Annotated in this window: 21 protein-coding genes; 16 read left to right on the plus strand and 5 right to left on the minus strand. The window is 46.8% G+C overall.

Annotated features, from left to right (window positions below):
- Positions 1 to 35: 35 nt before the first annotated feature.
- Positions 36 to 1,907, minus strand: coding sequence for a molecular chaperone DnaK (dnaK, locus tag EV210_RS12095; protein ID WP_132080637.1), 1,872 nt, complete (start codon positions 1,905 to 1,907; stop codon positions 36 to 38).
- A gap of 340 nt (positions 1,908 to 2,247) precedes the next feature.
- Here dnaK and EV210_RS12100 point away from each other — a divergent pair, with 340 nt between their 5' ends.
- Positions 2,248 to 2,844 carry an HD domain-containing protein gene (locus EV210_RS12100; RefSeq protein WP_132080640.1) on the plus strand — a complete coding sequence of 199 codons (597 nt, stop codon included), beginning with the start codon at positions 2,248 to 2,250 and terminating at the stop codon, positions 2,842 to 2,844.
- A gap of 98 nt (positions 2,845 to 2,942) precedes the next feature.
- Here EV210_RS12100 and EV210_RS12105 read toward each other — a convergent pair whose 3' ends face one another.
- On the minus strand, positions 2,943 to 3,839 hold the full coding sequence (locus EV210_RS12105; RefSeq protein WP_132080643.1) for a LysR family transcriptional regulator: 897 nt from the start codon (positions 3,837 to 3,839) through the stop codon (positions 2,943 to 2,945).
- Positions 3,840 to 4,046: 207 nt separating this feature from the next.
- Between EV210_RS12105 and EV210_RS12110 the strand changes: the two genes are divergently transcribed.
- From EV210_RS12110 to megL, 12 genes are all read left to right on the plus strand, one after another.
- A complete protein-coding gene (locus EV210_RS12110) occupies positions 4,047 to 4,976 on the plus strand; it encodes a phosphate acyltransferase (RefSeq protein WP_132080646.1) in 930 nt (309 codons plus the stop codon).
- Positions 4,969 to 5,172, plus strand: coding sequence for a 4Fe-4S dicluster domain-containing protein (locus tag EV210_RS12115; RefSeq protein ID WP_132080649.1), 204 nt, complete (start codon positions 4,969 to 4,971; stop codon positions 5,170 to 5,172). Before EV210_RS12110 ends, EV210_RS12115 begins: the two co-directional genes overlap by 8 nt.
- A 22-nt stretch (positions 5,173 to 5,194) precedes the next feature.
- Positions 5,195 to 6,256, plus strand: a complete 1,062-nt coding sequence (vorB, locus tag EV210_RS12120; RefSeq protein WP_132080652.1) for a 3-methyl-2-oxobutanoate dehydrogenase subunit VorB — start codon at positions 5,195 to 5,197, stop codon at positions 6,254 to 6,256.
- Positions 6,256 to 7,008: a thiamine pyrophosphate-dependent enzyme gene (locus tag EV210_RS12125; RefSeq protein ID WP_132080655.1), complete on the plus strand. Its 753-nt coding sequence runs from the start codon at positions 6,256 to 6,258 to the stop codon at positions 7,006 to 7,008. Before vorB ends, EV210_RS12125 begins: the two co-directional genes overlap by 1 nt.
- Positions 7,005 to 7,535, plus strand: a complete 531-nt coding sequence (locus tag EV210_RS12130; RefSeq protein WP_132080658.1) for a 2-oxoacid:acceptor oxidoreductase family protein — start codon at positions 7,005 to 7,007, stop codon at positions 7,533 to 7,535. Before EV210_RS12125 ends, EV210_RS12130 begins: the two co-directional genes overlap by 4 nt.
- A gap of 397 nt (positions 7,536 to 7,932) precedes the next feature.
- Positions 7,933 to 8,844 carry an arginase gene (gene rocF, locus EV210_RS12135; RefSeq protein WP_132080661.1) on the plus strand — a complete coding sequence of 304 codons (912 nt, stop codon included), beginning with the start codon at positions 7,933 to 7,935 and terminating at the stop codon, positions 8,842 to 8,844.
- 19 nt (positions 8,845 to 8,863) lie between these two features.
- Positions 8,864 to 9,658, plus strand: a complete 795-nt coding sequence (locus EV210_RS12140; protein WP_132080664.1) for a hypothetical protein — start codon at positions 8,864 to 8,866, stop codon at positions 9,656 to 9,658.
- Between the two features lie 204 nt (positions 9,659 to 9,862).
- The gene (locus EV210_RS12145; RefSeq protein ID WP_132080667.1) at positions 9,863 to 11,152 is read left to right on the plus strand and encodes an aspartate aminotransferase type Ic; all 1,290 of its coding nucleotides are present in this window, start codon (positions 9,863 to 9,865) and stop codon (positions 11,150 to 11,152) included.
- A gap of 130 nt (positions 11,153 to 11,282) precedes the next feature.
- Positions 11,283 to 11,678, plus strand: coding sequence for a c-type cytochrome (locus tag EV210_RS12150; protein WP_132080670.1), 396 nt, complete (start codon positions 11,283 to 11,285; stop codon positions 11,676 to 11,678).
- 43 nt (positions 11,679 to 11,721) lie between these two features.
- Positions 11,722 to 13,209: a cbb3-type cytochrome c oxidase subunit I gene (locus EV210_RS12155; RefSeq protein WP_132080673.1), complete on the plus strand. Its 1,488-nt coding sequence runs from the start codon at positions 11,722 to 11,724 to the stop codon at positions 13,207 to 13,209.
- 251 nt (positions 13,210 to 13,460) lie between these two features.
- Positions 13,461 to 15,491, plus strand: a complete 2,031-nt coding sequence (locus tag EV210_RS12160; protein WP_132080676.1) for a methyl-accepting chemotaxis protein — start codon at positions 13,461 to 13,463, stop codon at positions 15,489 to 15,491.
- A gap of 279 nt (positions 15,492 to 15,770) precedes the next feature.
- Positions 15,771 to 16,973 (plus strand): methionine gamma-lyase, encoded by a 1,203-nt coding sequence (gene megL / locus EV210_RS12165; protein ID WP_132080679.1) that lies wholly within the window; start codon positions 15,771 to 15,773, stop codon positions 16,971 to 16,973.
- Here megL and EV210_RS12170 read toward each other — a convergent pair.
- The 3 genes from EV210_RS12170 to rpsD form a co-directional block, all read right to left on the minus strand.
- A complete protein-coding gene (locus tag EV210_RS12170) occupies positions 16,966 to 18,555 on the minus strand; it encodes a sigma 54-interacting transcriptional regulator (RefSeq protein ID WP_132080682.1) in 1,590 nt (529 codons plus the stop codon). The genes megL and EV210_RS12170 overlap by 8 nt on opposite strands.
- Positions 18,556 to 18,727: 172 nt before the next feature.
- The gene (locus EV210_RS12175; protein WP_132080685.1) at positions 18,728 to 19,378 is read right to left on the minus strand and encodes a hypothetical protein; all 651 of its coding nucleotides are present in this window, start codon (positions 19,376 to 19,378) and stop codon (positions 18,728 to 18,730) included.
- 36 nt (positions 19,379 to 19,414) lie between these two features.
- The gene (rpsD, locus tag EV210_RS12180; protein WP_132080688.1) at positions 19,415 to 20,008 is read right to left on the minus strand and encodes a 30S ribosomal protein S4; all 594 of its coding nucleotides are present in this window, start codon (positions 20,006 to 20,008) and stop codon (positions 19,415 to 19,417) included.
- Positions 20,009 to 20,217: 209 nt separating this feature from the next.
- On the opposite strand from rpsD, the gene EV210_RS12185 reads away from it, so the two are divergent.
- From EV210_RS12185 to yfbR, 3 genes are all read left to right on the plus strand, one after another.
- On the plus strand, positions 20,218 to 20,928 hold the full coding sequence (locus EV210_RS12185) for a cytochrome c biogenesis CcdA family protein (RefSeq protein WP_132080691.1): 711 nt from the start codon (positions 20,218 to 20,220) through the stop codon (positions 20,926 to 20,928).
- A gap of 90 nt (positions 20,929 to 21,018) precedes the next feature.
- Positions 21,019 to 22,092: an FUSC family protein gene (locus EV210_RS12190; protein WP_132080693.1), complete on the plus strand. Its 1,074-nt coding sequence runs from the start codon at positions 21,019 to 21,021 to the stop codon at positions 22,090 to 22,092.
- Positions 22,093 to 22,141: 49 nt separating this feature from the next.
- Complete coding sequence (gene yfbR, locus EV210_RS12195; RefSeq protein WP_132080696.1) at positions 22,142 to 22,726, plus strand: 5'-deoxynucleotidase; 585 nt, start codon at positions 22,142 to 22,144, stop codon at positions 22,724 to 22,726.
- The last annotated feature ends 16 nt before the right edge of the window (positions 22,727 to 22,742 follow it).

The following is a 22,742-nucleotide window of genomic DNA, read 5'->3' on the forward strand; positions in this document are numbered from 1 at the left end:
ATCACCTGCCTATTTCTTTTGGATGCGTTACAGGATTATTCAAATTCAGCATCAATAATATCGTCATGCTGTTTGGAGGATGCGTTAGGGCTATGGAACTGATTTTGCTGGTTAGGCTCCGGCTTGCACTGGCAGGCCTGGCTATAAGCCTGCTCCAATTCCTCTTTGAACTGGCGAAGCGTACTGATGGGAGCAGCTGTCTCCAGCGCCTGTTGAGCCGCTTCCAGGGCAGTTTGTAAACGGCCTGTGACGTGTACCGGCAGTGTGTCGGATTTTTCGGTGAGCAGGCTTCGGGCCTGGTAGGAGAGCGAGTCCACTTCATTCTTCAATTCAACCTGCTGACGCCGGTTTTTGTCTTCTTCGGCATACTGCCTGGCGTCAGCCACCATGCGGTCAATGTCTGATTTGTCCAGATTGCTTGAACCGCTGATCGTAATGGATTGTTCCTTGCCGGAGGCGTTATCTTTGGCGCTAACCGTTAAAATACCGTTCGCATCGATGTCGAATGTTACTTCAATCTGGGGAGTGCCGCGGGGAGCCAGAGGAATGCCGCTTAATTTAAACGTGCCGAGAGTACGGTTGGCGGTTGCCATTTCCCGTTCACCCTGCAAAACATGGATTTGAACTTCGGCCTGATTATCGTCAGCGGTGCTGAAGATTTGGCTGCGGCGGGCAGGTATGGTCGTGTTTCGCTCAATCAGCTTTGTCATGACGCCGCCAAGTGTTTCCAGTCCGAGGGAGAGTGGAGTAACATCGAGCAGGACTACGTCTTTCAGGTCGCCGCTTAGGACTGCCCCTTGTATGGCAGCTCCTACAGCTACGACTTCATCGGGGTTGACACTCTGGTTGGGTTCCTTGCCGGTCATTGCTTTAACCAGACGATGAACGGCCGGTATGCGGGTAGAGCCGCCAACCAGAATGACTTCATCAATATCTTTAGCGGAAAGCTTGGCATCTGACAGCGCTTTTTCCACCGGAATCCGGCAGCGCTCCAGCAGTTCCCGGGTTAATTCATCAAATTTTGCCCGTGTAAGCTTGCTTTCCAGATGTTTTGGGCCACTGGCATCGGCTGTAACAAAAGGCAGGCTAATACTGGTTTCCAGTACGGCCGACAGTTCAATTTTGGCTTTTTCCGCTGCTTCCGTCATTCGCTGAAGGGCTTGCTTGTCCTGTAATAAATCGATACCATTATTCTTTTTAAATTCAGCGGCCAGCCAATCGACAATTACTTTGTCAAAATCATCGCCGCCCAGATGGGTATCACCATTCGTCGATTTTACTTCAAATACGCCATCGCCCACTTCCAGGACCGATACATCAAATGTTCCACCGCCCAAGTCAAAAACCAGAATCGTTTCATTTTTTTTCTTGTCCAGTCCATAGGCAAGGGCGGCGGCGGTCGGTTCATTGATAATTCTCAGCACATTAAGGCCGGCAATTCGACCGGCATCTTTTGTCGCCTGACGCTGTGCATCATTAAAGTACGCCGGTACCGTGATAACGGCATCGGTTATTTTTTCTCCCAGAAATTTACTGGCATCATCGACCAGTTTACGCAGAACTTGAGCCGATATTTCCTCAGGTGCATACTGTTTATCGTCTACTGTAAATTTAACAGTATTATCCGGCCCTTGATCCACTTTATAGGGAACCAGTTTCATTTCATCCGTTACTTCATTAAACCGGCGTCCCATAAACCGTTTGACGGAATAGAAGGTTTTGGTTGGGTTTAAGACAGACTGCCGTTTGGCAAGTTGTCCGACAAGGCGTTCACTATCGCGGAATGCAACAACTGACGGGGTAGTTCTGCCGCCTTCCACATTTGTAATAACCTCCGGACGTTCTCCCTCGAGTACGGCAATGACTGAATTGGTAGTACCTAAATCAATACCCACTACTTTTCCCATAATTTGTGCCTCCTTTAACCTTGTTCTGGATTTAATTAATCTCTAATTCAATATTAACAGATAATAAATATCAACGAAAAGTCAGACATATAATGGAAAGAGGCAAATTTAGTCAAATTATCTCGTTTTTATAGGAAAATATCTCAGTTACGCAGCATAGCTATTTATTTTGACTTTTTGACCTTATATATCTATTTTTTCTTTTTTTCGACTCGCTTATTCCTAAATATAAGCTGGCTTTGTAAAGATAAGCGGCTCATAGAGGGTTTAGTTCACTTTTGGCAAAGTAGTAATATAACAGGAACGCAGCTCTTGCTTGCGGTTAAAGGAGGAGACGGATTTGAACAGAGAAAGGCTGGTAAGGCAAATCGAATTCATTGTTCAGATAGACAAGTTAAAGCAGATTACAAGGCAGAATGTTCTTATTGGCTGCCCCCGGCAGGAAAATGATGCGGAACATTCGTGGCATTTGGCAATGATGGCTGTTTTGCTGTCTGAATACGCTGAGGCGAAGAAATTGGATATTCTTAGAGTTGTGAAGATGGTACTGATTCATGACCTGGTAGAGATTGATGCAGGCGATACTTTTTGCTATGATGAAGCGGCCAATCTTGATAAACAGGAGCGGGAAGAAAAAGCGGCCAAGCGGCTGTTTGCTGTTTTGCCGGCTGATCAAGAGGAAGAGCTTTGGCAATTATGGCAGGAATTTGAAAAAATGCAATCACCGGAGGCACGCTTTGCAGCCTGTCTTGACAGGCTGCAGCCGCTCTTGCTGAACTGGCGTACACAGGGACATACCTGGCAAAAGCCGGGCGTAACAAAAGCAAAAGTGATTAAGCGCAATGAACTTCTGGCAAGTGTAGCCCCATCTCTGTGGGAATATGCCGGCGAAATTATTGATGCCTGTGTGGCTGCCGGTCTACTCAAAGAAGCATGATTCAGTTGTATTGAAAAGGGTGTCGCAAACGCTTTGAAAAGCAAATGCGACACCCTTTTCTTGCATGTTCAGGCAGCAGGGGGGCAAAAAAGAAGTAGTTAATGAGCCTTGATAGCATCCAGAAATATGGCAACTAAAGGGTTAGGATTTGCTTCTTTCCAGGCAATCACCCGTTCAACCCGGTAATCATAATTGGCTATTTCCACAAACCGGACATTTGGCCCGGCGAAAGCCTCAGTATGCTGCGCGAGTATGGTAATACCAATTCCTGTTTCCACTAACAGCAGCAGCGTTTCCAGCACCGGTGTTTCGCAGACAATATTGGGAGAAAAGCCATGAGCTGTACAAAGCCGTTCCATATGGTCAAAATTGGGTGCTTCATCGCGTGAAATGATGACAAAAGGCTCATGAGCCACTTCCTGCAGACTAATTTTATCTTTCACGGCAAGGGGATGTTCAACAGGCAGTACAAAGCACATGGGGCGGGACTGTGGATAGAAGGGGCAGATTCGCCAGTTAATCCCGGAGGTCTCATGGAGGCCATAGGAAAAGGTAAAGGCAATATCCACATCACCCCGCTCCAAAGCCTGGCTGAGCGGGGTCATATTGTAACGGAGCAGCGATAGTTTAATTCCGCTATGCTTACTATGAAATTGTTTAATAAAGGAGGGCAGCTTATCTTTTTCCTGTTCCATCGAGCCGGTGAAACCTATTCTGAGAATGCCGATACCGCCGGAGGCGGCCAGATGGGCCCGGCTGATCGCTTCTTCAGATTTTGCAACAATCTCAGTAGCGTATTTTAATAATTCCCTGCCGGCTGCTGTCAATTGAACGGAGCGGGTATTGCGGACGAAAAGCTTTAGCCCGATTCGTGTTTCCAAATCGGCAATTTGCTTGCTGATTGCTGATTGATCCAGGTGAGCCTCTTTAGCGGCAGCCGTGAAATTTAAATGTTTGGCAACCATGCTGAAATAGCGTAACTGACGGATGTCCATGGCTCCTCCTCAAGTGCTCTCTAATTAACAAAATTATACAACAATTTACGCAAACAAGCTACAGCTGAGATTGCAGAAGCGGGCAGGACTTGATTAATGCCATTTATTACTCACTGTAAGTGAAATGCCGCCTTTCTCAAGCAGCGGCAGGGCAACTACAATTAGAATAGAGCGAATAGTTTAACTAATAGGTAGGAGGAAACTGGTGTGCTCAAAAGCTTTCAGGATGTATTAGCTCAGGCGAAGGAAGCGGGCAGGAATGTCACGATTGCTGTGGCAGCGGCACAGGACCGCGATGTGCTGCAGGCTGTTAAAGCTGCTCAGGAGCTTGGTCTGGCCAGGGCGATTCTTGTAGGGGATGCGGCTGCTATCCGGCTATTAATGACCGAGCTTGCTCTGGACCCGGCAACCACTATTGTTGACGAACCAGATATGAATAAAGTAGGTTTGGCAGCGGTTGCCCTAATCAGGCAAGGCCGGGCACAAGTGCTGATGAAGGGACTGCTGAACAGCAAGGACTTTTTGCAGGCGGTACTGCATGGGCAGGAAGGTCTGCGCACCGGCCGGCTGCTTAGTCACCTGGCTTGTCTGGAAATTCCGGGAGAAGAGCAACTGATGTTTTTTAGTGATGGGGGAATGAATATTGCCCCTACACTGGCTGAAAAAAAAGACATTCTGCTGAATTCCCTGTTGGCGCTGCACAGTATCGGTATACGCTGCCCGAAAGTTGCCCTGCTTACCGCCAATGAATTAGTGAATCCCAAGATGCCGGCGACTGTAGATGCTCAGGTGCTGGCAGCATTGAATGAAGAGGCGGCTTTTCCTGCCTGTATACTGGAAGGACCGATTGCAATGGATGTGGCATTGAGCCCCGAGGCGGGCAGGCATAAGGGAATTGCCAGTAAAATAGCCGGATCGGTCGATTTGTTTCTTGTTCCCAATATTGAAACAGGCAATGCTGTAACGAAAACGATTATTCATTTTGCCAGGGCTAAAATGGCTGGTATTATTTTAGGCGCAACGAATCCTATTGTCATGACATCCCGTGCTGAGACACAGGAAGGCAAACTATACTCTATTGCGCTGGCCTGTATTGCGGCCGGCAGCACGCTAAAAGGCGGTGGCGAATATGCCTAAAGTCGAGATTGAGGCTGAACGCTGTAAAAGCTGCGGCATCTGCCTGACAGTCTGCCCCAGGAAAGTACTGAAGATTGGCAGCAAGGCCAATTCAAAGGGGTATTATTTTGTTGAGGCTGCTCAGCCTGATGCCTGTATTGGCTGTGCCTTATGCGGCATGGTATGTCCCGATATTGCCTTAAAGATTTACAAATAGCAGGAAGAAAGGAGCATCCCTCATGGATAAGCAGTTGCTGAAAGGAAATGAAGCGATTGCCGAAGCGGCGATCCGCGCAGGCTGCAAGCTGTTTTTTGGTTATCCCATTACTCCTTCTACGGAAATTATTGAATACTTGTCAAAGCATATGCCTGAAACAGGCGGAACGGTACTGCAGGGTGAGGATGAGATTGCGTCTATTAATATGTGCTATGGTGCAGCCTGTACAGGAGTGCGGGTGATGACGGCTTCGTCCAGTCCCGGCTTCAGTCTGAAACAGGAAGGGATGTCGTACCTGGCAGCGGCCGAACTACCGGCAGTTGTGGTTAATATTAACCGCAATGGTCCTGGACTGGGCGGGCTGGGACCGAACCAGGGTGATTATTTTCAATGTACCAAGGGCGGTGGTCACGGTGATTATAAGGTTATCGTACTGGCGCCATCCCGTGGACAGGAAATGTACGATTATACAATGGAAGCCTTTGAATTAGCGGATCAGTACCGTACGCCGGTTATCATACTAGCTGACGGGATGCTGGGGCAGACAATGGAGCCTATCGTCTGTAAAGAACGCTTGACTTCTCAGCTGCCAGTCAAAGACTGGGTTACCGACGGTTGTGAAGGACGAAAAAAACGCAAAATTGCCATGTACAACCTTACGAATGAAGCAGGCGAGGCTGCTGCAGCTTCTTTGCAGGAAAAATTCTGCCGTATGAGAGAGACTGAGCAGCGGTGGGAAAATTATCATGCCGATGATGCCGAATACCTGCTTGTTGCTTACGGAACCGCAGGCCGTGTGGCGAAAAGTGCTGTTCAGCTTGCCCGTCGGCAAGGTATTAAACTGGGGTTGATCCGCCCAATTACGCTGTGGCCCTTTCCTGACAAAGCATTTGCCCGGCTGGACGGGGTTAAAGGCATTATGACGGTTGAGTTGAATGCCGGGCAAATGATTGAAGACGTTAAGCTGGCAGTTAACTGTTCTGTGCCGGTAAAACTCCATAACCGGTTAGGCGGGATGTTGTTGAGTGAAAACGCTATTCTGAGACGTTTTGGCGAACTTTTTCAACTGGAGGTTGAAGTGTAATGGAAAAGATATTTGACAGACCAAAAGGGCTGACGGATGTTCCTTTTCATTACTGCCCTGGCTGTACTCATGGAATTATTCATCGCCTGCTGGGGGAAGTGCTTGAGGAACTGGATATCATTGAAACGACAATTGGTGTTGCCCCTGTTGGCTGCTCTGGTTTTATGCTGGACATGGTCAGCTGTGACATGGTAGGCGGAGCTCATGGCCGTGCCCAGGCGATCGCTACCGGGATTAAGCGGTCGAGGCCTGACCGCATTGTTTTTACGTACCAGGGGGACGGCGATATTGCAGCGATTGGAATGTCTCATGCTGTTCATACGGCCGCGCGGGGTGAAAAAATAACGACAATCATGGTGAACAATGCCGTGTTCGGCATGACCGGTGGGCAGATGGCGCCTACCACGCTTGGCGGTCAGATTACTACTACCAGTCCCTACGGACGGGATAATCTGTTTTCCGGCCCGCCGATTGACCTGCCTAAGACAATTGCTACACTTGACGGCGCAGTTTATGTAGCGGCAGGTTCTGTGGACTCGCCGAAACGGATTATTGAAACAAAAAGAATGCTGAAAAAAGCGTTTCAGGTACAACAGCAGGGGTTAGGCTTTTCCTTTGTCAGCATTTTATCAACCTGCCCATCCAATTGGGGGCTGTCACCGGTAGACAGCCTGAAGTGGCTGCGAGATAATATGATTCCCGTTTATCAGCTGGGAGAACTTAAAGTGGCGGAGGAGGTTAAGGCCCTATGATCGATAAAATTTTGCTGGCCGGCTTTGGCGGCCAGGGAGTTCTGTTTATGGGGAAAATTCTTGCTTATGCCGGAATGCTTGATGAACGGCAGATTTGCTGGATTCCTTCTTATGGTCCGGAGATGCGCGGCGGTACGGCAAATTGCTCTGTTATTATTTCTGATGATGAAATCCATTCAACGGTACTCGAATGTGCAGATGCCGGTATTGTCTTGAACCAGCCGGCTTATGATAAATTCCTGCCGTTTATTAAGCCCGGCGGAACATTAGTTGTTAACGGATCGATTGTTGACAGTACAATGGCACGTGCGGATATTGAGCTTGTCAACGTTCCTGCCGGTGAGCTTGCTACCGAGCTGGGCAATCACAGCCTGGCCAATATGATTTGCTTAGGAGCGCTGCTAAGTCGTTTGAAAACCACAAATTTGGCAAGCGTTGAAAGAGCGATCGACGAAGTCGTAGGGAAAAAGAAGCCTCAGCTTCGGGATACGAATCTTTCTGCTATTCAAGTTGGCTTACAATATTAGATGGCAATCTTCGCAACTATTTTCCGTTCTTTTGGCCTTTCTGGAAATAGCCGGTCCAAAGGATGAAAAATTGCCTGCTTACGTTAAGAAATTCGTACTGTTTGAGCGGTAGCGAGTTTACGAATTTTAGTAAGCTGGCAATTTTTCAAGGCTATTGAAAGATTTGGGCCTAGACTTTTTGGTCCTTTTGTGGCAATGACAAAAGGACGAACCCGGGCTATCCCCTTTTGCTACGAGCGGGCTGTCACATTAGGTTTTTAAACTTACTTGTGACAGCCCTTTTTTTGGTGCCCGCCCCTTTTTGCTCTTAAAGTGCAGTCGTTAGCCCGTTTAGCGGATAGTTTTCGCAGAAAACGATCAATATACAGGTAACAATTGCTGCTGAAAGGGGCTTTGCATGAATCCGACAGTTAACAGGCAAATTTCCATTATCGGTGTTCCGCTCGATCTGGGAGCGGATCGCCGCGGAGTAGATATAGGACCCAGTGCAATACGGTATGCCGGGCTTAGAGAGCGTCTGCAGCGTATTGGCTATGAAATTGATGATAAGGGCGATATTCTGGCGCACCGGCCGGATAGCTGGCAAGTAGAAGAACCGGCACTGAAATACCTGGATGAAATTGAAAGGGTAAACAGTGAGCTTTGCCGAATAGTGGGGGAAGAATTAGGGAAAGACCGGTTTCCTCTAGTGTTGGGAGGAGACCACAGCATTGCGATCGGAACAATTTCCGGCGTACTGCAGCACAAAAAAAAGCCTGGCGTTATTTGGTTTGACGCTCACGGGGATATTAATACAATGGAGACCTCTCCTACAGGCAATATTCACGGCATGCCCGCTGCAGTCAGTCTGGGGATTGGCCATGAACGCCTGCTTGCCATCGGTGGCAGCGCTGTTCGCTTAAGGCCGGAAAATTTTGTCATGATTGGTATCCGTGATTTGGACCCGGGAGAAAAACTGCTGCTCAAAGAACTGGGGATTGCCGTGTATACTATGCATGAGATTGATATACTGGGAATGGCAAAGGTGATGCAGGAGGCGATGAGCATTGTAACAAAGGGGACAGATGGTGTTCATATCAGTTTTGATATGGATGTCGTTGATCCTTTACATGCTCCCGGAGTAGGAACTCCGGTTGTTGGCGGACTGACTTACCGGGAAAGTCATTTGGCAATGGAGCTGCTGTCGGCAGCCAATATCGTTACCAGTGCCGAATTTGTTGAAGTGAATACCGTGCTTGACCACCAGAATGCGACTGCCAAAATGGCTGTTGCACTTATGGGGTCCTTATTGGGTGAAAGACTAAAATAGGAGCAAAGGGGGAGGAAGGATGGGCCGGTTTCATACAGTACTTACCGGTGTGGCAGCCGGTATGTTATGCGTGTTGTTAACAGTGTCAAGCGCTTCGGCTGAGACCAGGCTGCTGCCCAAGGATGCCAAACTGCATCCGCAAGGCTGGAGTGTTGGTGAGTTGGTAGAATTCAAAGGCAGTACGACTGTCATGCTGAATCAATGGGGTGAAGTGGTAACAGGAACACTGGATAAGGATACGTGGCTTACCCCGCGCGGTTGGAACCGTATTCTGCAGGAGTACTATTATGTTACTGCTTCGAGCGATATGAGGCCTTGGTTTTTCCGGTACAACCTGCCGCCGGTTGACAGGCAATTTACTATTGCTATACCGGATTATGGTCATTTGCTGTATAAAGGGGGCACGGAGGTTACTTTCGATGACCAGGGAAATGTACTCAGCGGAACGCTTAAAGAGAAGGCAGCCATTCGCCTGATTGAAGGCCGATATGGCTTTATTACTGTAAAAGCAGGAACTGTACTGGAATTTTTCTCGTCCGGTGCCGTTTTATCAGCAGTTTTAGAGGAAGATACCCTGCTGCGGCCAACAGGCTGGCAGCTGCATGCTGACAGAAACGATGCTGCCGGCTTTATTCAGTTCAGTAAAGGAAAGAAGCTTACCTTTAACGAGTCGGGTGAAGTGTTGTCAGGAACGCTGAAGGAACAGGCGGCATTCCCTACTGAGGCTGGAGGGAGCATGCTCTTTACCGGCGGATCAGTGGTCTATTTTTATTCGGCCGGCTATGCTTCAGCCGAGAGACCGAAAGCTGAATAGAAACAAGCGGCTTTTGCTCTAAAAAGGGGTGAAACTTCCGTATACAAACAGGGGCTGTACTGTGCTTTTTTCGTAAAGCACAGTACAGCCCATGTCTTTTTGTGTCAGCGTATTCAATATACATGTAAACAAAAAAATCAAAAAGTATTGATTAATTCTGACAGCTTCCCATATAATGAAAGAGAATGTGAAGGAGCGATAGATATGAGTCATTTAAAAACACTGAGTACAGAGGAATTACAACAACAACATGCAGTTTTAGCAGGAAGTTATGAGGCTGTACAGGCTCAAAAGCTGAAACTGGATATGTCCAGAGGAAAACCTTGCAGCGAACAATTGGATCTTTCTAATGATTTGTTCAACTGTCTTAGCAAAACCGATTATAAAACCGCTAACGGCACTGATTGCCGCAATTATGGCGGACTGGACGGAATTGCTGAAGCCAAGGAGTTATTCGCCTGGTTTCTGGAGTCCAAGCCACAGGAAATCATTATCGGAGGAAGCTCCAGTTTAACCATGATGCATGATCTGTTATGCCGGGCTATGCTGCATGGCCTGCCTGAGAGTGAAGCTCCCTGGTGCAAGCTGCCAAAAGTAAAATTTCTCTGCCCCAGCCCTGGCTATGACCGGCACTTTGCGGTCACCGAGCATTTGGGAATGGAATTGATAACGATTCCGTATTTGCATGACGGCCCTGATATGGATTTGGTAGAAAAGCTGGTAGCCGCAGATCCTGCTATTAAAGGAATTTGGTGTGTACCCAAATACAGCAATCCTACTGGAATCACCTATTCAGACAGTGTTGTGCAGAGATTGGCTGCAATGCCTACGGCTGCTCCCGATTTTCGGATTATTTGGGACAATGCCTATGTGGTGCATCACTTAACGGATACACCTGATCAACTGCTGGATATTCGCAAGGCCTGTGCGGCGGCGGGGCATGCTGACCGAGTGTTCATTTTTGCGTCAACATCGAAGATAAATTTCCCCAGTGCCGGAATTGCTATGGTAGCAGCCAGCGAAAATAATGTTAACTGGCTGAAAAAGCACCTTACCATTCAAACAATTGGCCCGGATAAAATTAATCAGCTTCGTCATGTACGTTTCTTACAGAATCAAGCAGGCATTGAAGAGCACATGCGCAAGCATGCAGCAGTTATTAAACCTAAATTTGAGATGGTTCTGAGTATACTAGAAAGGGAATTGGGCGGTTTAGACATTGCTTCCTGGAGTAAACCGCAGGGGGGCTATTTTATCAGTCTCGATACGTTGCCGGGTTGTGCGAGCAAGGTCGTGGAAAAAGCTGCTGCTGCTGGTGTACTACTGACCCCGGCAGGCGCTACTTTCCCTTATGGTAAAGATCCGGAAGATAAAAACATCCGCCTTTCTCCTACTTTCCCGCCTCTGTCAGAATTAAAGCAAGCAATGGAGTTAGTGGTGCTGTGTGTAAAATTAGTCAGCATCGAGCAGGAACTGGCGAGAAGGGCAGCCTAATCCGTAGCCAAAAGAGCTGTTCACGAAGAGAATCGTGAACAGCTCTTTTCTGCGTTGTGCCCAGGAAAGGTATAGAACCCTTAGGACAAAAACCATAATAAAGAAAATGGTTTTTCAAGGAGTTTACACCGTGAAACTGGGAGTAAAAGCATTTGTCCTGACGCTGCTTACTTCACTGGCCGTATTTACATTTTTGCTATATATTTCGCTCATCGGCAGCAGCCAGGAATTGCCTGCGGAAGCGGAGCAGGGGAAGCTTATCTATCAGGAAAAAGCTTGTGTGGAATGCCATACTTTATTTGGCAATGGCGGATACTGGGGCGGCGACTTAACGAAAAGTTACTCGCGCTTCGGCAGGGATGGTTTAGCAGCCTATTTAACTGATCCACCGCTTCTTAGCGGAGCTAAGAAAAAGCGGCATGACAAACTGAATGACAAGGAGGCAGCGATGGTCGCTGCTTATTTAGAGTTTGTTAATTCGGTTGATAATCTTACTTGGCCTCCTGAACCCAATAGAAAAAAGTAAATCAACGTGAAGTTTAATCGGTTTCACAAAAGGGTGCTGCAAATTGTTTCGATCACAGCAGGCAAGTTATAAGTACGCACTGGCCGCCTATATATTGTTTGGCTTACAAGGCTTAGTCGCAAGCGGTGGAGCGGTAGAATTAATCTTTCCGGATCTGGGGCTTCCTATTTCATATGCAAGCGGAAGGGCTTTTCATCTAAACATTAGTATTTACTGGCCCCTGCTGGGCATGATTGGGGCCGTTTATTTCTTCTTTAGTCAGGAAGCCGAGCGGGAAATTGCCACTACCAAACTCATCAATGCTAATTTCTGGCTTTTGCTGGGAACCATAGGACTGGTATTGGGATCGCTGCTGTTAGGCTTTACTACAGGCCGAGAATATCTGGAGGCAATGTGGCCGCTAAAAGCGGCTACTGCCGTTTCTACTTTACTGTTGTGCTATAATTTGGTGAGCACCTACCGGAAAGCAGGTGTGGCGAGAAGCAAGGCTACTCTTATCAGTATGGCAGCCGGAAGTGTAAGCTTAATTATATTTTACTTACCTAATCTGGTTTCGTATGAACATCCGACTGCAGATGAAATGGCAAAGTTTTTAGTGGTACATATCTGGGAGGAAATGTCACTGGAACTTATCGGCACAGGTGTATTGGCGGCCTTGCTTATCAGAGTGGCTAAAGCAGAGCGACAGGCTGTAGAAAGCGCGATCTACCTGGATCTCACTTTCGTAGCCCTGGCCGGCATATTGGGAACAGGACATCATTATTATTGGATAGGAGTGCCGTCCTTTTGGCTCTGGATCGGCGGCATTTTTAGTGCAATGCAGGCCCTGCCGGCAATGGTATTATTGTATACCACCGTTAAAACTGCTAAGCTTGCCAGTTTTTTTACGTTATCGAAGCGCGATAAGATCACAGTGGAACTCATTGGCTGCAGTATGTTTTACCATATTTTTGGTGCCAGTATTTTAGGCTTTTTTATGGCCTATCCGCCTATAAACCGCTTTATCCATGGCACTTACATTACTTCCGCTCACTCCCATTTGGCACTATTTGGGGTATTCGGCTTTCTGGTTCTTGCGGTATGCTTCTATATCCTGTTTACGGAAATTGTCTTTACGGAAAAAATGTACCGGTACAGCCAGCTGGCGGTTTTTGCGTTAAATGCCGGGCTGATCACTATGGCGACCGGGTTGTTGGTAGCAGGCGGTTTGCAGTGTTATTTTTGGAGGGTGATCGGGGTAGACATAGGCGTAACAAATGAATTAATAAGGCCGTATCTTTTCATCAGGGCGTTGGGTGGAGGTATTTATGCGATAGGGAGTATGCTTTTAACCTACGTAGTATTAAAAAGTACGTGGCCGTACACAAAATCAATACTTTTTTCCCCGGAAAAGCTTTCCGTTATAAAACAGGATGATTGGTATCACTTGCGCAGTTTGCTGCAGGAATTAACGGCAAAAGGAAAAGAAGCGGAAAAGTTAGTAAGAAAAATAAATGATTTGATTAAAGAGAAAAACTCCCCAACTAAATAGACAGCTTAAACCGCGTTTTTACGCGGTTTTTCATTTATCTTTAGTATGCTTAATCGACAAAAACAAACAAATTAATAAAAATTTTGTAGAAGTTTGGCATAATATGTATTTTGTGATAAAATTTTAAATAGATTAATTAGCTGCTATTTCTTTGAATTTTGAGGATAGGAGGGTAGTGTGGACGAAACTTATTCGTTGGGATAAGGGATAAGAGCTAATGAGTAGGATTTAATACTAGGGGAGTTGTGGTAATGAAATTTAAAAATATTCAAACTCGTTTACTCCTTGCTTTACTACCTCTTATTTTCATCGTATTAGTCATTTTATCAGGGGCCAGCTATTACATTGCAGAACGCGCCTTGGAGAAGAGCGTTAATGAAACTGCTATGGCAGTCTCATCGGATTACGGCAATCGGATTAAAAGTGAAATGCAGGACGTAATGGTCCGTTTAGATGATTTATCGCGGGTACCGGCAATTCGAACAGGCGGTGACAAGGCCCAGGCTGTGGCAGCTATGGCTGAAACACAGCAAATTGTAGGATTTGAAACGGTTCTTTTTATTGCTCCTGACGGCTCTGCAATCCGCGGTGACGGGACATCCGGTCAATATGGCGACCGTGAGTACTTTAAAAAAGTAATGAGTACCAAAAAGGCGTATGTTTCGGAAATGCTGGTTTCAAAAGCTACCGGCAAAATCTCGGTTGTTTTAGCAACTCCTGTTATGAACAACGGACAGCTGGTTGGTGTAATCGGCGGTACCTATTCTCTGGAAAAAATGACCGAACTGATTAGAGATATGAAGTTTTTAGAAAGCGGCTATGGGACTATCGTTGATAATAACGGTGTGCTGCTGGCACATCCCAAGCGGCCTGATACCATTGGCAAGCTGAATATCTCCCAGAAAAAAGTAAATCCTGAGCTTAAGCTGCAGCAGGACGAAATTGATGATAATCTGATCAATTTATTTGCGGCAGCGGTGCAGTCGGGTAAGCCGACTCGCGGGGTATATACGTTTGTTGATGGTGTAAAGCGGGTGGCCGTGTATACACCGATTGAGCTGCCGGGGGGACAGCGGTGGTTTATGTCCGTAGCTGCTCCGGAAGCGGAAGCAACCCAGGCTACCAGCTCGCTGGCGAGGACCATGCTGATCTTGTCGCTAGTATGCTTACTGATTATTGCCGGGCTGACTGTTTTCATTGCCCGTCAGTTAGTAAAACCGATTTTGGTTATACGGGATGAATGTCTGCTCTTGGCTGATGGGGATTTGCGGGAGCGGGAGGCCCGTGTGACGAGTGAAGATGAAATTGGCCAGCTGGCCAAAGGATTCCGGGATATGAGAACCAATCTTCACCAGTTGGTAACAACTGTGCATTCCCAAGCAGAGCAGCTGGCGGCTTCCAGTCAGCAGCTAACGGCAGGGGCGGAACAATCGGCGCAGGCAGCAAACCAGGTAGCAGCATCTATTACGGATGTGGCTGCAGGCGCGCAGGAACAGCTGGTGGCAGCCGGTGAAACAGCAGCAATCGTGGAGCAGATGTCTGCAAGCATCGAGCAGGTTGCGGCAAATGCTAATGAAGTGGCGTTTCAATCATCACAGGCAGCTGTGAAAGCAACGGAAGGCAATAAGTCGGTCAGCCAGGCAGTGACCCAAATGGCTAATATTGAGCAGACCGTTACCGCTTCTGCCCAAGTAGTGGCAAAACTAGGGGAACGATCCAAAGAAATTGGGCAGATTGTTGATGCAATATCGGGCATTGCCGGTCAAACAAATCTGCTGGCACTAAATGCTGCTATTGAAGCAGCGCGCGCGGGTGAACAGGGGCGTGGCTTTGCCGTAGTAGCGGAAGAGGTGCGCAAACTGGCAGAACAGTCTCAGGATGCCGCCAAACAGATTGCCACATTAATTGGCGAAATTCAGGGGGATACGGATAAGGCCGTTGTCGCTATGAATGAAGGTACCCATGAAGTAAAAAGAGGCGCAGAGGTTGTTAATGCATCCGGACAAGCCTTTGAGGAGATCGTAGCCCTGGTTACGCAGGTATCGGATCAGGTTAAGGAAATTTCGGCTGCTATTGAGCAAATGGCTACAGGCAGCCAGCGAATTGTGAATTCGGTAAACTGCATTGACAGCTTAAGTAAAAAATCCGCTGAGGAATCAGAAGTTGTTTCGGCAGCTACAGAGGAGCAGTCAGCAACAATGGAAGAAATTGCTTCCTCCAGCAGGAGTCTGGCTCATTTGGCAACCGATTTACGGGAAGCGGTAGGTAAATTCCGCGTATAAATTAGTAATGGCTGCGGATACCGGCCATGTATAAAGAGAAGGTCACAACCTGGTTGTGACCTTCTCTTTTCAATAGCGGCAAGTGTGTAAAGAAAAATGACATACTGGCAAGATTGTTTCCGGGTTTGGCAATAATGCTGCCAGATCTAGTAAACAATAATTGTTATGTGCAGCTGGAACCGGCAGGAAGCAAACAACTTGCCTTAGGAAAGACGTTGGCATAAAACTTGCTCCTGATCTAGAGAAGAAACGGCAATACAATGCCAGGAGGTTATGTCAATGAAAAAACAGGACAATGCAGGTTATGATACGCTAATTATTCATGCCGGACAGTCACCTGATCCGGTTACGGGTGCGCTTGCCACGCCGATTCATCAAACTTCTACCTTTGTGTTCGCTAATGCCGAACAGGGCGCAGCCCGGTTTGCACTAGAAGAAGCGGGCTATATTTACACACGCCTGGGCAATCCGACACAGCATGCACTCGAGGAAAAAATGGCGGCGCTCGAAAACGCGGAGGCAGCATTAGCAGTTGCCTCGGGAATGACGGCAATTGCGGCAGCACTGTGGACCTTATGTGAAAAAGGCGATCATATCATTGCAGCTGAGACTTTGTACGGCTGCACACATGCCCTATTGTCACACAGCATGCCGAAATTCGGCATTGAGGTCACTTTTGTGGATGCTGTTAATTTGGACAATATCGGTAATGCCGTGCGCCCGAATACAAAAGTGATTTATATCGAAACGCCTGCTAATCCAACGCTGGCAATTATTGATATTGCAGCAGCAGCAGCTCTGGCGCACAAGCACAATTGTAAGCTTATGGTCGATAATACGTTTATGTCGCCCTATTGTCAGCGTCCGATGGCGCTAGGAGCGGATATTGTTGTTCACAGCGCGACGAAATATTTGAATGGTCATGGCGATGTTATTGCCGGTGTTGTTTTAGGCAAACAGGAATTTATAAATGATGTGCGTTTAATTGGTGTAAAAGATATTACCGGCGGCTGCATCAGCCCTTTCAATGCGTGGCTGACCCTGCGAGGCTTGAAGACGCTTGGCGTCCGGATGGAGAGACATTGTCAAAATGCCCTCAAAGTTGCTGCTTTTCTGGCAGACCATCCGGATGTGGAAAATGTAAATTATCCCGGCTTGCCCGGACATCCTCAGCATCAATTGGCAAAAACACAAATGACACATTTTGGCGCGATGATTAGTTTTGAAATAAAAGGGGGAGTGGAAGCGGGGCGCAGAGTAATGAACAGTGTCAGACTTTGCCTTTTGGCAGTCAGCCTTGGCGATACGGAAACCCTGATTCAGCATCCGGCTTCGATGACGCATTCGCCAATACCCCGTGAGGAACGCATGAAAGCAGGGATTACGGATGGACTGATCCGTTTATCGGTTGGCCTGGAGGATCCGAAGGATATTATACTTGATTTGGACCAGGCAATTCGAAAAAGCCAGCTTCTCACCTGAGTGAGGAATCCTTATTAAGAAGGTAAGCAAGGCCATATCGGCGTATTTTTGTTAAAACCGCAGTATGAGAGATGCCGATCTCGCGGGCCGCACCCCGGGCGGTTCCGTGCTTTCTGAGTGCCTGCTCCAGATGAAATTTCTCTGTATTGCCGATCACCTGTTTCAGGCTTTTTTTGCTGGTCTTCGTATGAAATGCACTGTTTTCCCAGTCGGGCGTGAGCAATAGGTTTTCAATATCAATTTCCTTGCCTGAAGTTAGATGAAAGGCCCGGAGGACGACATTTTGTAATTCCCGTACATTCCCCGGCCAGCCGTACTGGAGCAATGCGTCCAGTGCCGCCGGAGAAAATTCCAGCTGTCTGTTTAATTCTGTGCCATATTTTATATGAAAGTGCCGTAATAGAATGGGAATATCTTCAGGACGCTGTCTCAGTGGAGGAATTTGCAGCGGAATAACAGTAATGCGGTAGTAAAGGTCCTGACGAAATTGCTTGGCAATAACCATTTCTTCCAGGTTCCGGTTTGTAGCGGCAAGAATGCGCACATCAACAGCTACATCCCGGTTTCCTCCCAGCGGGCGAAAAATGCCTTCCTGCAGAACGCGCAGCAGCTTTCCTTGTAATGGCAGCGGCAGCTCGCTAATCTCATCTAAGAAAAGCGTTCCCTGGTGAGCGGCTGCAAATAGTCCTGCTTTACCGCCTTTTCTCGCACCGCTGAATGCTCCGTCCTCATAGCCGAACAATTCACTTTCCAGCAATGCCTCCGGAAGAGCGGCACAATTGATTGGCACGAAGGGGTGAAGCCGGCGGGAACTGGCCTGATGTATAGCCTGAGCAAACATTTCCTTGCCGGTACCGCTCTCACCGCCGATTAAAATGCTGCAATTCGTCGCAGCTACCCGCTGGGCTATTTGAATTAGTTCTTTCATGGAAGGACTGACATAGACGATATCTCTAAATTCAAATTTGGTATTGTGCATGATCGAATTAGCAAGTTGTTTGGCAGATTTCATACTCTTTAAGGTAGCAACGGCACCAACGAATTGCTCATTCTCATCCTGAATGGGACGACCGGTACACAGATAGTGCAGGGTACCGCGCGGCGTAGGTATGAACATCTGCTGATGCTCAAATGCTTTTCCGGTCAGAAGCTCATCGAATAGTGTGTTTGGTCCGGTAAAGCAGCTAATGGGACTGCCGATGACCTTATCCTTGTCAATACGTAAAAGCTGTGCCGCTGCAGAATTGATATAGCGGATCGCTCCCTCTGAACTTAAACCGATAATACCCTCGTTCGTAAATTCCAGAACGGCCTGCAGCTCTTTTTCCCGTTGTTCATGAGGCTGCAGAGGGATGGTTACAATGCTTTGAACATCCTGGTGCTGTAATAATTCTTGCTTTAAAGCTTCTTCAATACTGTTTTTACCATCGGGAGGACCATCTAAAGAGAACTTGATAAAAATCTGGCCGGTGGATACTTCCATAGACCTGATGCTAACTCCCTTAAGTGAAAAAACCTGAGTTACTTCCTGGATCATACCAATGCGATCGTCAGTCTTTAACAGCCAGCGGATGATAGGCATAAGAAGCACTCCTAATTTTCGATATTTAGGATTGATAAACGTTCGCTGCGTTTCTTTATGCCTATTCGTGAGCAGCCTGCCTAATCCTGCTAAGTGAAGGGGGGCTGTCGAACTAAAAGGGTGCCGCAAAATGCTTTTCTCTAAAGCGTTTTGCGGCACCCTCTTTTTAGCTCTAAACCACACAGCCAATTTTATGGTTCAAGATATTGACAAAATTCTTTTGCAGAAACTGATCGTGGTAGAAATTTTTGCACATCTCAAACAGCTGGGCTGCAGTCAAACCGATGTCTTCTTCCACAACCTCCGGAAATTCGCTATTGTCCAGTAAGGAATGGGCGATTTCGTAAGTGCTTGCAAAAATCCCGATATGCAGAACCGAGGTGTTTTTATTCCAGAAGGCATTAAAATGCTGGCAGAAGTCTTTTAGCTTAGCCAGGCAGGCTGCGCTGTCCAAATCCCAATACGTATTCAGCTCAAGAATAGCAGATTCCATAGCCTGGGCATGAATAGAACCAGAGGTTTGGAGATACGCAATAAACTCCTGACTGGAGCATACCGGAAACGCCAAAGCATCATCGGAACCATTCAACGTATAATAGAAAGCCAGGGGAAGCTGGATATATTGAATAAAGCCAAGTACGGATTTTACATCAGGGTAACAGGCCCAATTATTATCAAGCGTATTTCGCCGATAATCAATGATGGCTGTATTAACAAAAAGTGATTCATGGGCAGCTTTGACAGGGGTAAAGCTGCTTTGCCACAAATCCTTTTTGTTGGCTAAAAGATTCTCCCAGTAGTGATACTGATTGTATTTGCACATGCAGGTTATCCTCTTTTTAATGCATAGTGGTACGAACTATTTGGAATACAGTTCAATTGCCAGAATTTCATTTACTTCGACAGGAATTTCCTCCCGGTTAGGCAGGCGAAGCAGTTTTCCGCTGAACTGATCAAAATCCTTTTCAATATAGGGCAGATCAAAAGATTTCAGCTCAAGAAAATTAGAAGTGAACATTGCGTTCTCTCTGGAGGCGCTTTTTAGCGTTATAATCGCGTTGGGTTTTATATTGCAAGAAGGAATATCAACTTTCCTGCCATTTACCAGTATATGACCGTGCCGAACAATTTGTCTGGCCTGACGGATAGAATTAGCAAATCCAATACGGTACACCAGATTATCTAACCGGCATTCAAGGGCTTTTAACAAAGCAACACCGGTAATTTCTTTACTTTTCTTCGCATTTTCAAGATAGCGGACAAACTGTTTTTCAAGAATACCGTAATAGGCCTTGATTTTTTGCTTCTCCAGCAGCTGCAGCCCGTACTCGGAAAGTTTGCGGCCAGCCCGGCTGTTATCCTTGGTAGCCCGTTTCATTGCCTGTGGATGGCCAAAAATATTGACACCCAGGCGGCGGCTTAATTTAAAGCGTGGTTCTCTTCGCGTAGCCATAGTGATAAATCCTTCCTTTTATAAAATATCTAGTGAATGAAAGTTACTTGCCTATTGTAACATAAATGATAATGATATTCAATATCATTAAAGCGGCAGAGAAATAATTGACTTTTCACTGGTCACAGACTAGTGTATAACTAAAATAGCGAATAAGTGCAAGCTGCAGCTAGTCACCGCTATCCGTGCAAGAAGGGGGCTGATGTGAAATGAATAGTGCCGAAATATTCTTTGGAACGCTGCTGGGCGGCATAATATCTTTTTTTTCACCTTGCATATTTCCATTACTGCCAGTGTATTTAGGTTATTTAGCCGGCGATAATGAATTATTCGCAATGCCAGATATGGATAAATCCACCTATAAGGCCCGGCAGCGCAACCTGCAATGGAACGTGCTTTTGTTTGTAGCAGGAATCAGTACGGTGTTTATCACATTAGGCTTTTTGGCAGGTACCCTAGGCAATCTGCTGATAGAAGCTATGCCGGCGCTTGCCAAAGGTGCGGGGGTACTGGTTATCATTTTTGGTTTGCTGCAGCTCGGTCTAATTCAGCTGCCTTTTCTTCAGCAAGAGCGAAGAGTGATTTTTTCCCGCAGGCAGGGGGGCTGCGTTAAAGCCTACATGCTGGGACTGGCGGTAAGTTTTGGCTGGACACCATGTGTGGGACCGGTGTTGAGTTCCATTTTGCTGTTGGCAGCAACCCAGGGGGGCGCAATGAGTGCAGCGCTGCTGCTGGTTGTTTATACCGTGGGGTTTTGTTTGCCTTTTTTAGCAATTTCACTTTTTACGAGTGTTTTTTTGCGCCACTATAAGAAGATTTACCCTTATTTTGGCTGTATTAGAATAGCTGGAGGAATTTTTTTAATTGGCATAGGCATTTTGTTGTTTACAGGCAAGCTGAATATTCTCCAGGCCTTGTGAGATCGCTTGAGGAAACCAGGCAAGCGCAAAAAGGATTTATTGTGCCTTTAGAGAAGCTATAATCAATTCCGGTAAAAGCAGGTGAGTTGAATGAGAATAGGTGCACGGATTATCAAAACAGGAATTGCTGTAACCATAACCATGTTCATCTGTAAGGTGTTGAATCTGGAACCAGCTTTTTTTGGCGCTGTTTCGGCTGTTATTAATATGCAGCCCTCGATTTTCTTAACGGTAAAGACGGCACGGGATCAAATTCTGGTGCATCTTCTGGGCGTCGGTGCGGGGCTGCTGTTTGGCTATTTACTTGGCGGCAATCCTTTGGTGATGGGGCTCGTAACGATTATCATGATTTCTGTGTATTTAAAATTGAATTTGCAAAGCGGAATTTCCATGGGGATTGTTGCCGCCGTATTTGTTTTAGGTTCCAGTCAGGAGCAGTTCCTGCCACATGCCTTAAACCGGTCAGCTGTTATTTTTGCCGGCCTGACTACGGCAATGCTGGTTAATATACTGCTTTGGCCGCCCCGGTACAGCAACCAATTTAAAACTAAGCTGCAAGAAAGCAGTGAACAAGTGGTGCTGTATTTCTGCCGGGCAATTCAGGAATATGTTCAAATTGAAAACGCCAGGCCCGTTTTTGATCAAAAGTACAAGGAAAAAGTACATAAGCTGAACCAGGAAGTTCGTCATTTGGCAGTGCTGCTGAAGCGGGAAGGGGAAGTATCGTCCTTTGGTCCTTTAAAGCAGCGGGAATGGCTTATCAGAGCGGAAAAGCTGCTTGACTATAACGAAACATTAACGGAAAAGGCTGACCGAATTTATGAGCTGGTACCGCAGCGGTTTGAACGCAGGCAGGCGGCAGGAGCATTGCCGGTCAGCAATGAGTTTAAGGTTATTCTGGAAATTCTGCAAAGTGGCTGCTCGTCAGTCAGCCGGCTGAATGGTAAATTGCAGCAGGCGATCATTGAAGAACAGCCGATTGAAGCGGAAGAGATTAGTGAAGACTATTGGGAGAAATTAACGAAAGCTATTGAAGAGTGGCAGCCTAAACTGACAGGAAGTTACTACATTCATCCCTTAATTGAAGCTGCAGTTATGGCCAGTGAAATTAAGTGGGCATCGCGGCAGGCCAAAAAGCTCCTGCAGGAAGTAACCGCCAAATAACAAGAAAAAGGGGACAGTCCCCTTTTTTGTATACAACGAGGTTGATAAGATGAGTCATTTTTTTGCCTTTTTATCCCGTATGAAATTGATACAGCGCTGGGGTCTGATGCGCAATGTGGCAGCTGAAAATATTCAAGAACATAGCCTGCAGGTCAGTATGATTGCTCATTGTCTGGCGGTTATCCGCAATACGCATTTTGGGGGCAATGTTGATGGTGCGCAGGCGGCTCTCCTGGGGATGTATCATGAAGTATCAGAGGTGTTTACCGGGGATATGCCGACACCGGTAAAGTATTTCAATCCCCAGATCAAAGCGGTTTATAAAAATATTGAAGATTTAGCGCAGCAAAAGCTCTATCATATGCTGCCCCAAGAGTTAAAATCCAGTTACCGGAATCTCCTGATCAGGAATGAAGAGGATGCAGAGCTTTGGATACTGGTAAAAGCGGCTGACAAGCTCAGTGCTTATTTAAAATGCCTCGAAGAATTGAAAGCTGGCAATCAGGAATTTGCAGCGGCTGAAAAAACGGTTAAGCAGGAGCTGCTTGACTCACCTTTGCCGGAAGTCCACTATTTTATGGAGGTATTTATGCCAAGCTTTCTGTTGTCTTTGGATGAACTGAATGAAGAATAAAAGGCAAGGAAAAAGC

The sequence above is a fragment of the Anaerospora hongkongensis genome (assembly GCF_004339805.1).
In the GTDB taxonomy this organism is placed as follows: Bacteria; Bacillota; Negativicutes; order Sporomusales; family DSM-15969; genus Anaerospora; species Anaerospora hongkongensis.

Coding starts and splice junctions, on each gene's coding strand:
- EV210_RS12175 (WP_132080685.1), bottom strand. CDS start 19,378: ATGTGCAAATACAATCAGTATCACTACTGGGAGAATCTTTTAGCCAAC.
- EV210_RS12105 (WP_132080643.1), bottom strand. CDS start 3,839: ATGGACATCCGTCAGTTACGCTATTTCAGCATGGTTGCCAAACATTTA.
- EV210_RS12145 (WP_132080667.1), top strand. CDS start 9,863: ATGAGTCATTTAAAAACACTGAGTACAGAGGAATTACAACAACAACAT.
- megL (WP_132080679.1), top strand. CDS start 15,771: ATGAAAAAACAGGACAATGCAGGTTATGATACGCTAATTATTCATGCC.
- EV210_RS12170 (WP_132080682.1), bottom strand. CDS start 18,555: ATGCCTATCATCCGCTGGCTGTTAAAGACTGACGATCGCATTGGTATG.
- yfbR (WP_132080696.1), top strand. CDS start 22,142: ATGAGTCATTTTTTTGCCTTTTTATCCCGTATGAAATTGATACAGCGC.
- vorB (WP_132080652.1), top strand. CDS start 5,195: ATGGATAAGCAGTTGCTGAAAGGAAATGAAGCGATTGCCGAAGCGGCG.
- rocF (WP_132080661.1), top strand. CDS start 7,933: ATGAATCCGACAGTTAACAGGCAAATTTCCATTATCGGTGTTCCGCTC.
- EV210_RS12160 (WP_132080676.1), top strand. CDS start 13,461: ATGAAATTTAAAAATATTCAAACTCGTTTACTCCTTGCTTTACTACCT.
- dnaK (WP_132080637.1), bottom strand. CDS start 1,907: ATGGGAAAAGTAGTGGGTATTGATTTAGGTACTACCAATTCAGTCATT.
- EV210_RS12115 (WP_132080649.1), top strand. CDS start 4,969: ATGCCTAAAGTCGAGATTGAGGCTGAACGCTGTAAAAGCTGCGGCATC.
- rpsD (WP_132080688.1), bottom strand. CDS start 20,008: ATGGCTACGCGAAGAGAACCACGCTTTAAATTAAGCCGCCGCCTGGGT.
- EV210_RS12140 (WP_132080664.1), top strand. CDS start 8,864: ATGGGCCGGTTTCATACAGTACTTACCGGTGTGGCAGCCGGTATGTTA.
- EV210_RS12125 (WP_132080655.1), top strand. CDS start 6,256: ATGGAAAAGATATTTGACAGACCAAAAGGGCTGACGGATGTTCCTTTT.
- EV210_RS12130 (WP_132080658.1), top strand. CDS start 7,005: ATGATCGATAAAATTTTGCTGGCCGGCTTTGGCGGCCAGGGAGTTCTG.
- EV210_RS12190 (WP_132080693.1), top strand. CDS start 21,019: ATGAGAATAGGTGCACGGATTATCAAAACAGGAATTGCTGTAACCATA.
- EV210_RS12185 (WP_132080691.1), top strand. CDS start 20,218: ATGAATAGTGCCGAAATATTCTTTGGAACGCTGCTGGGCGGCATAATA.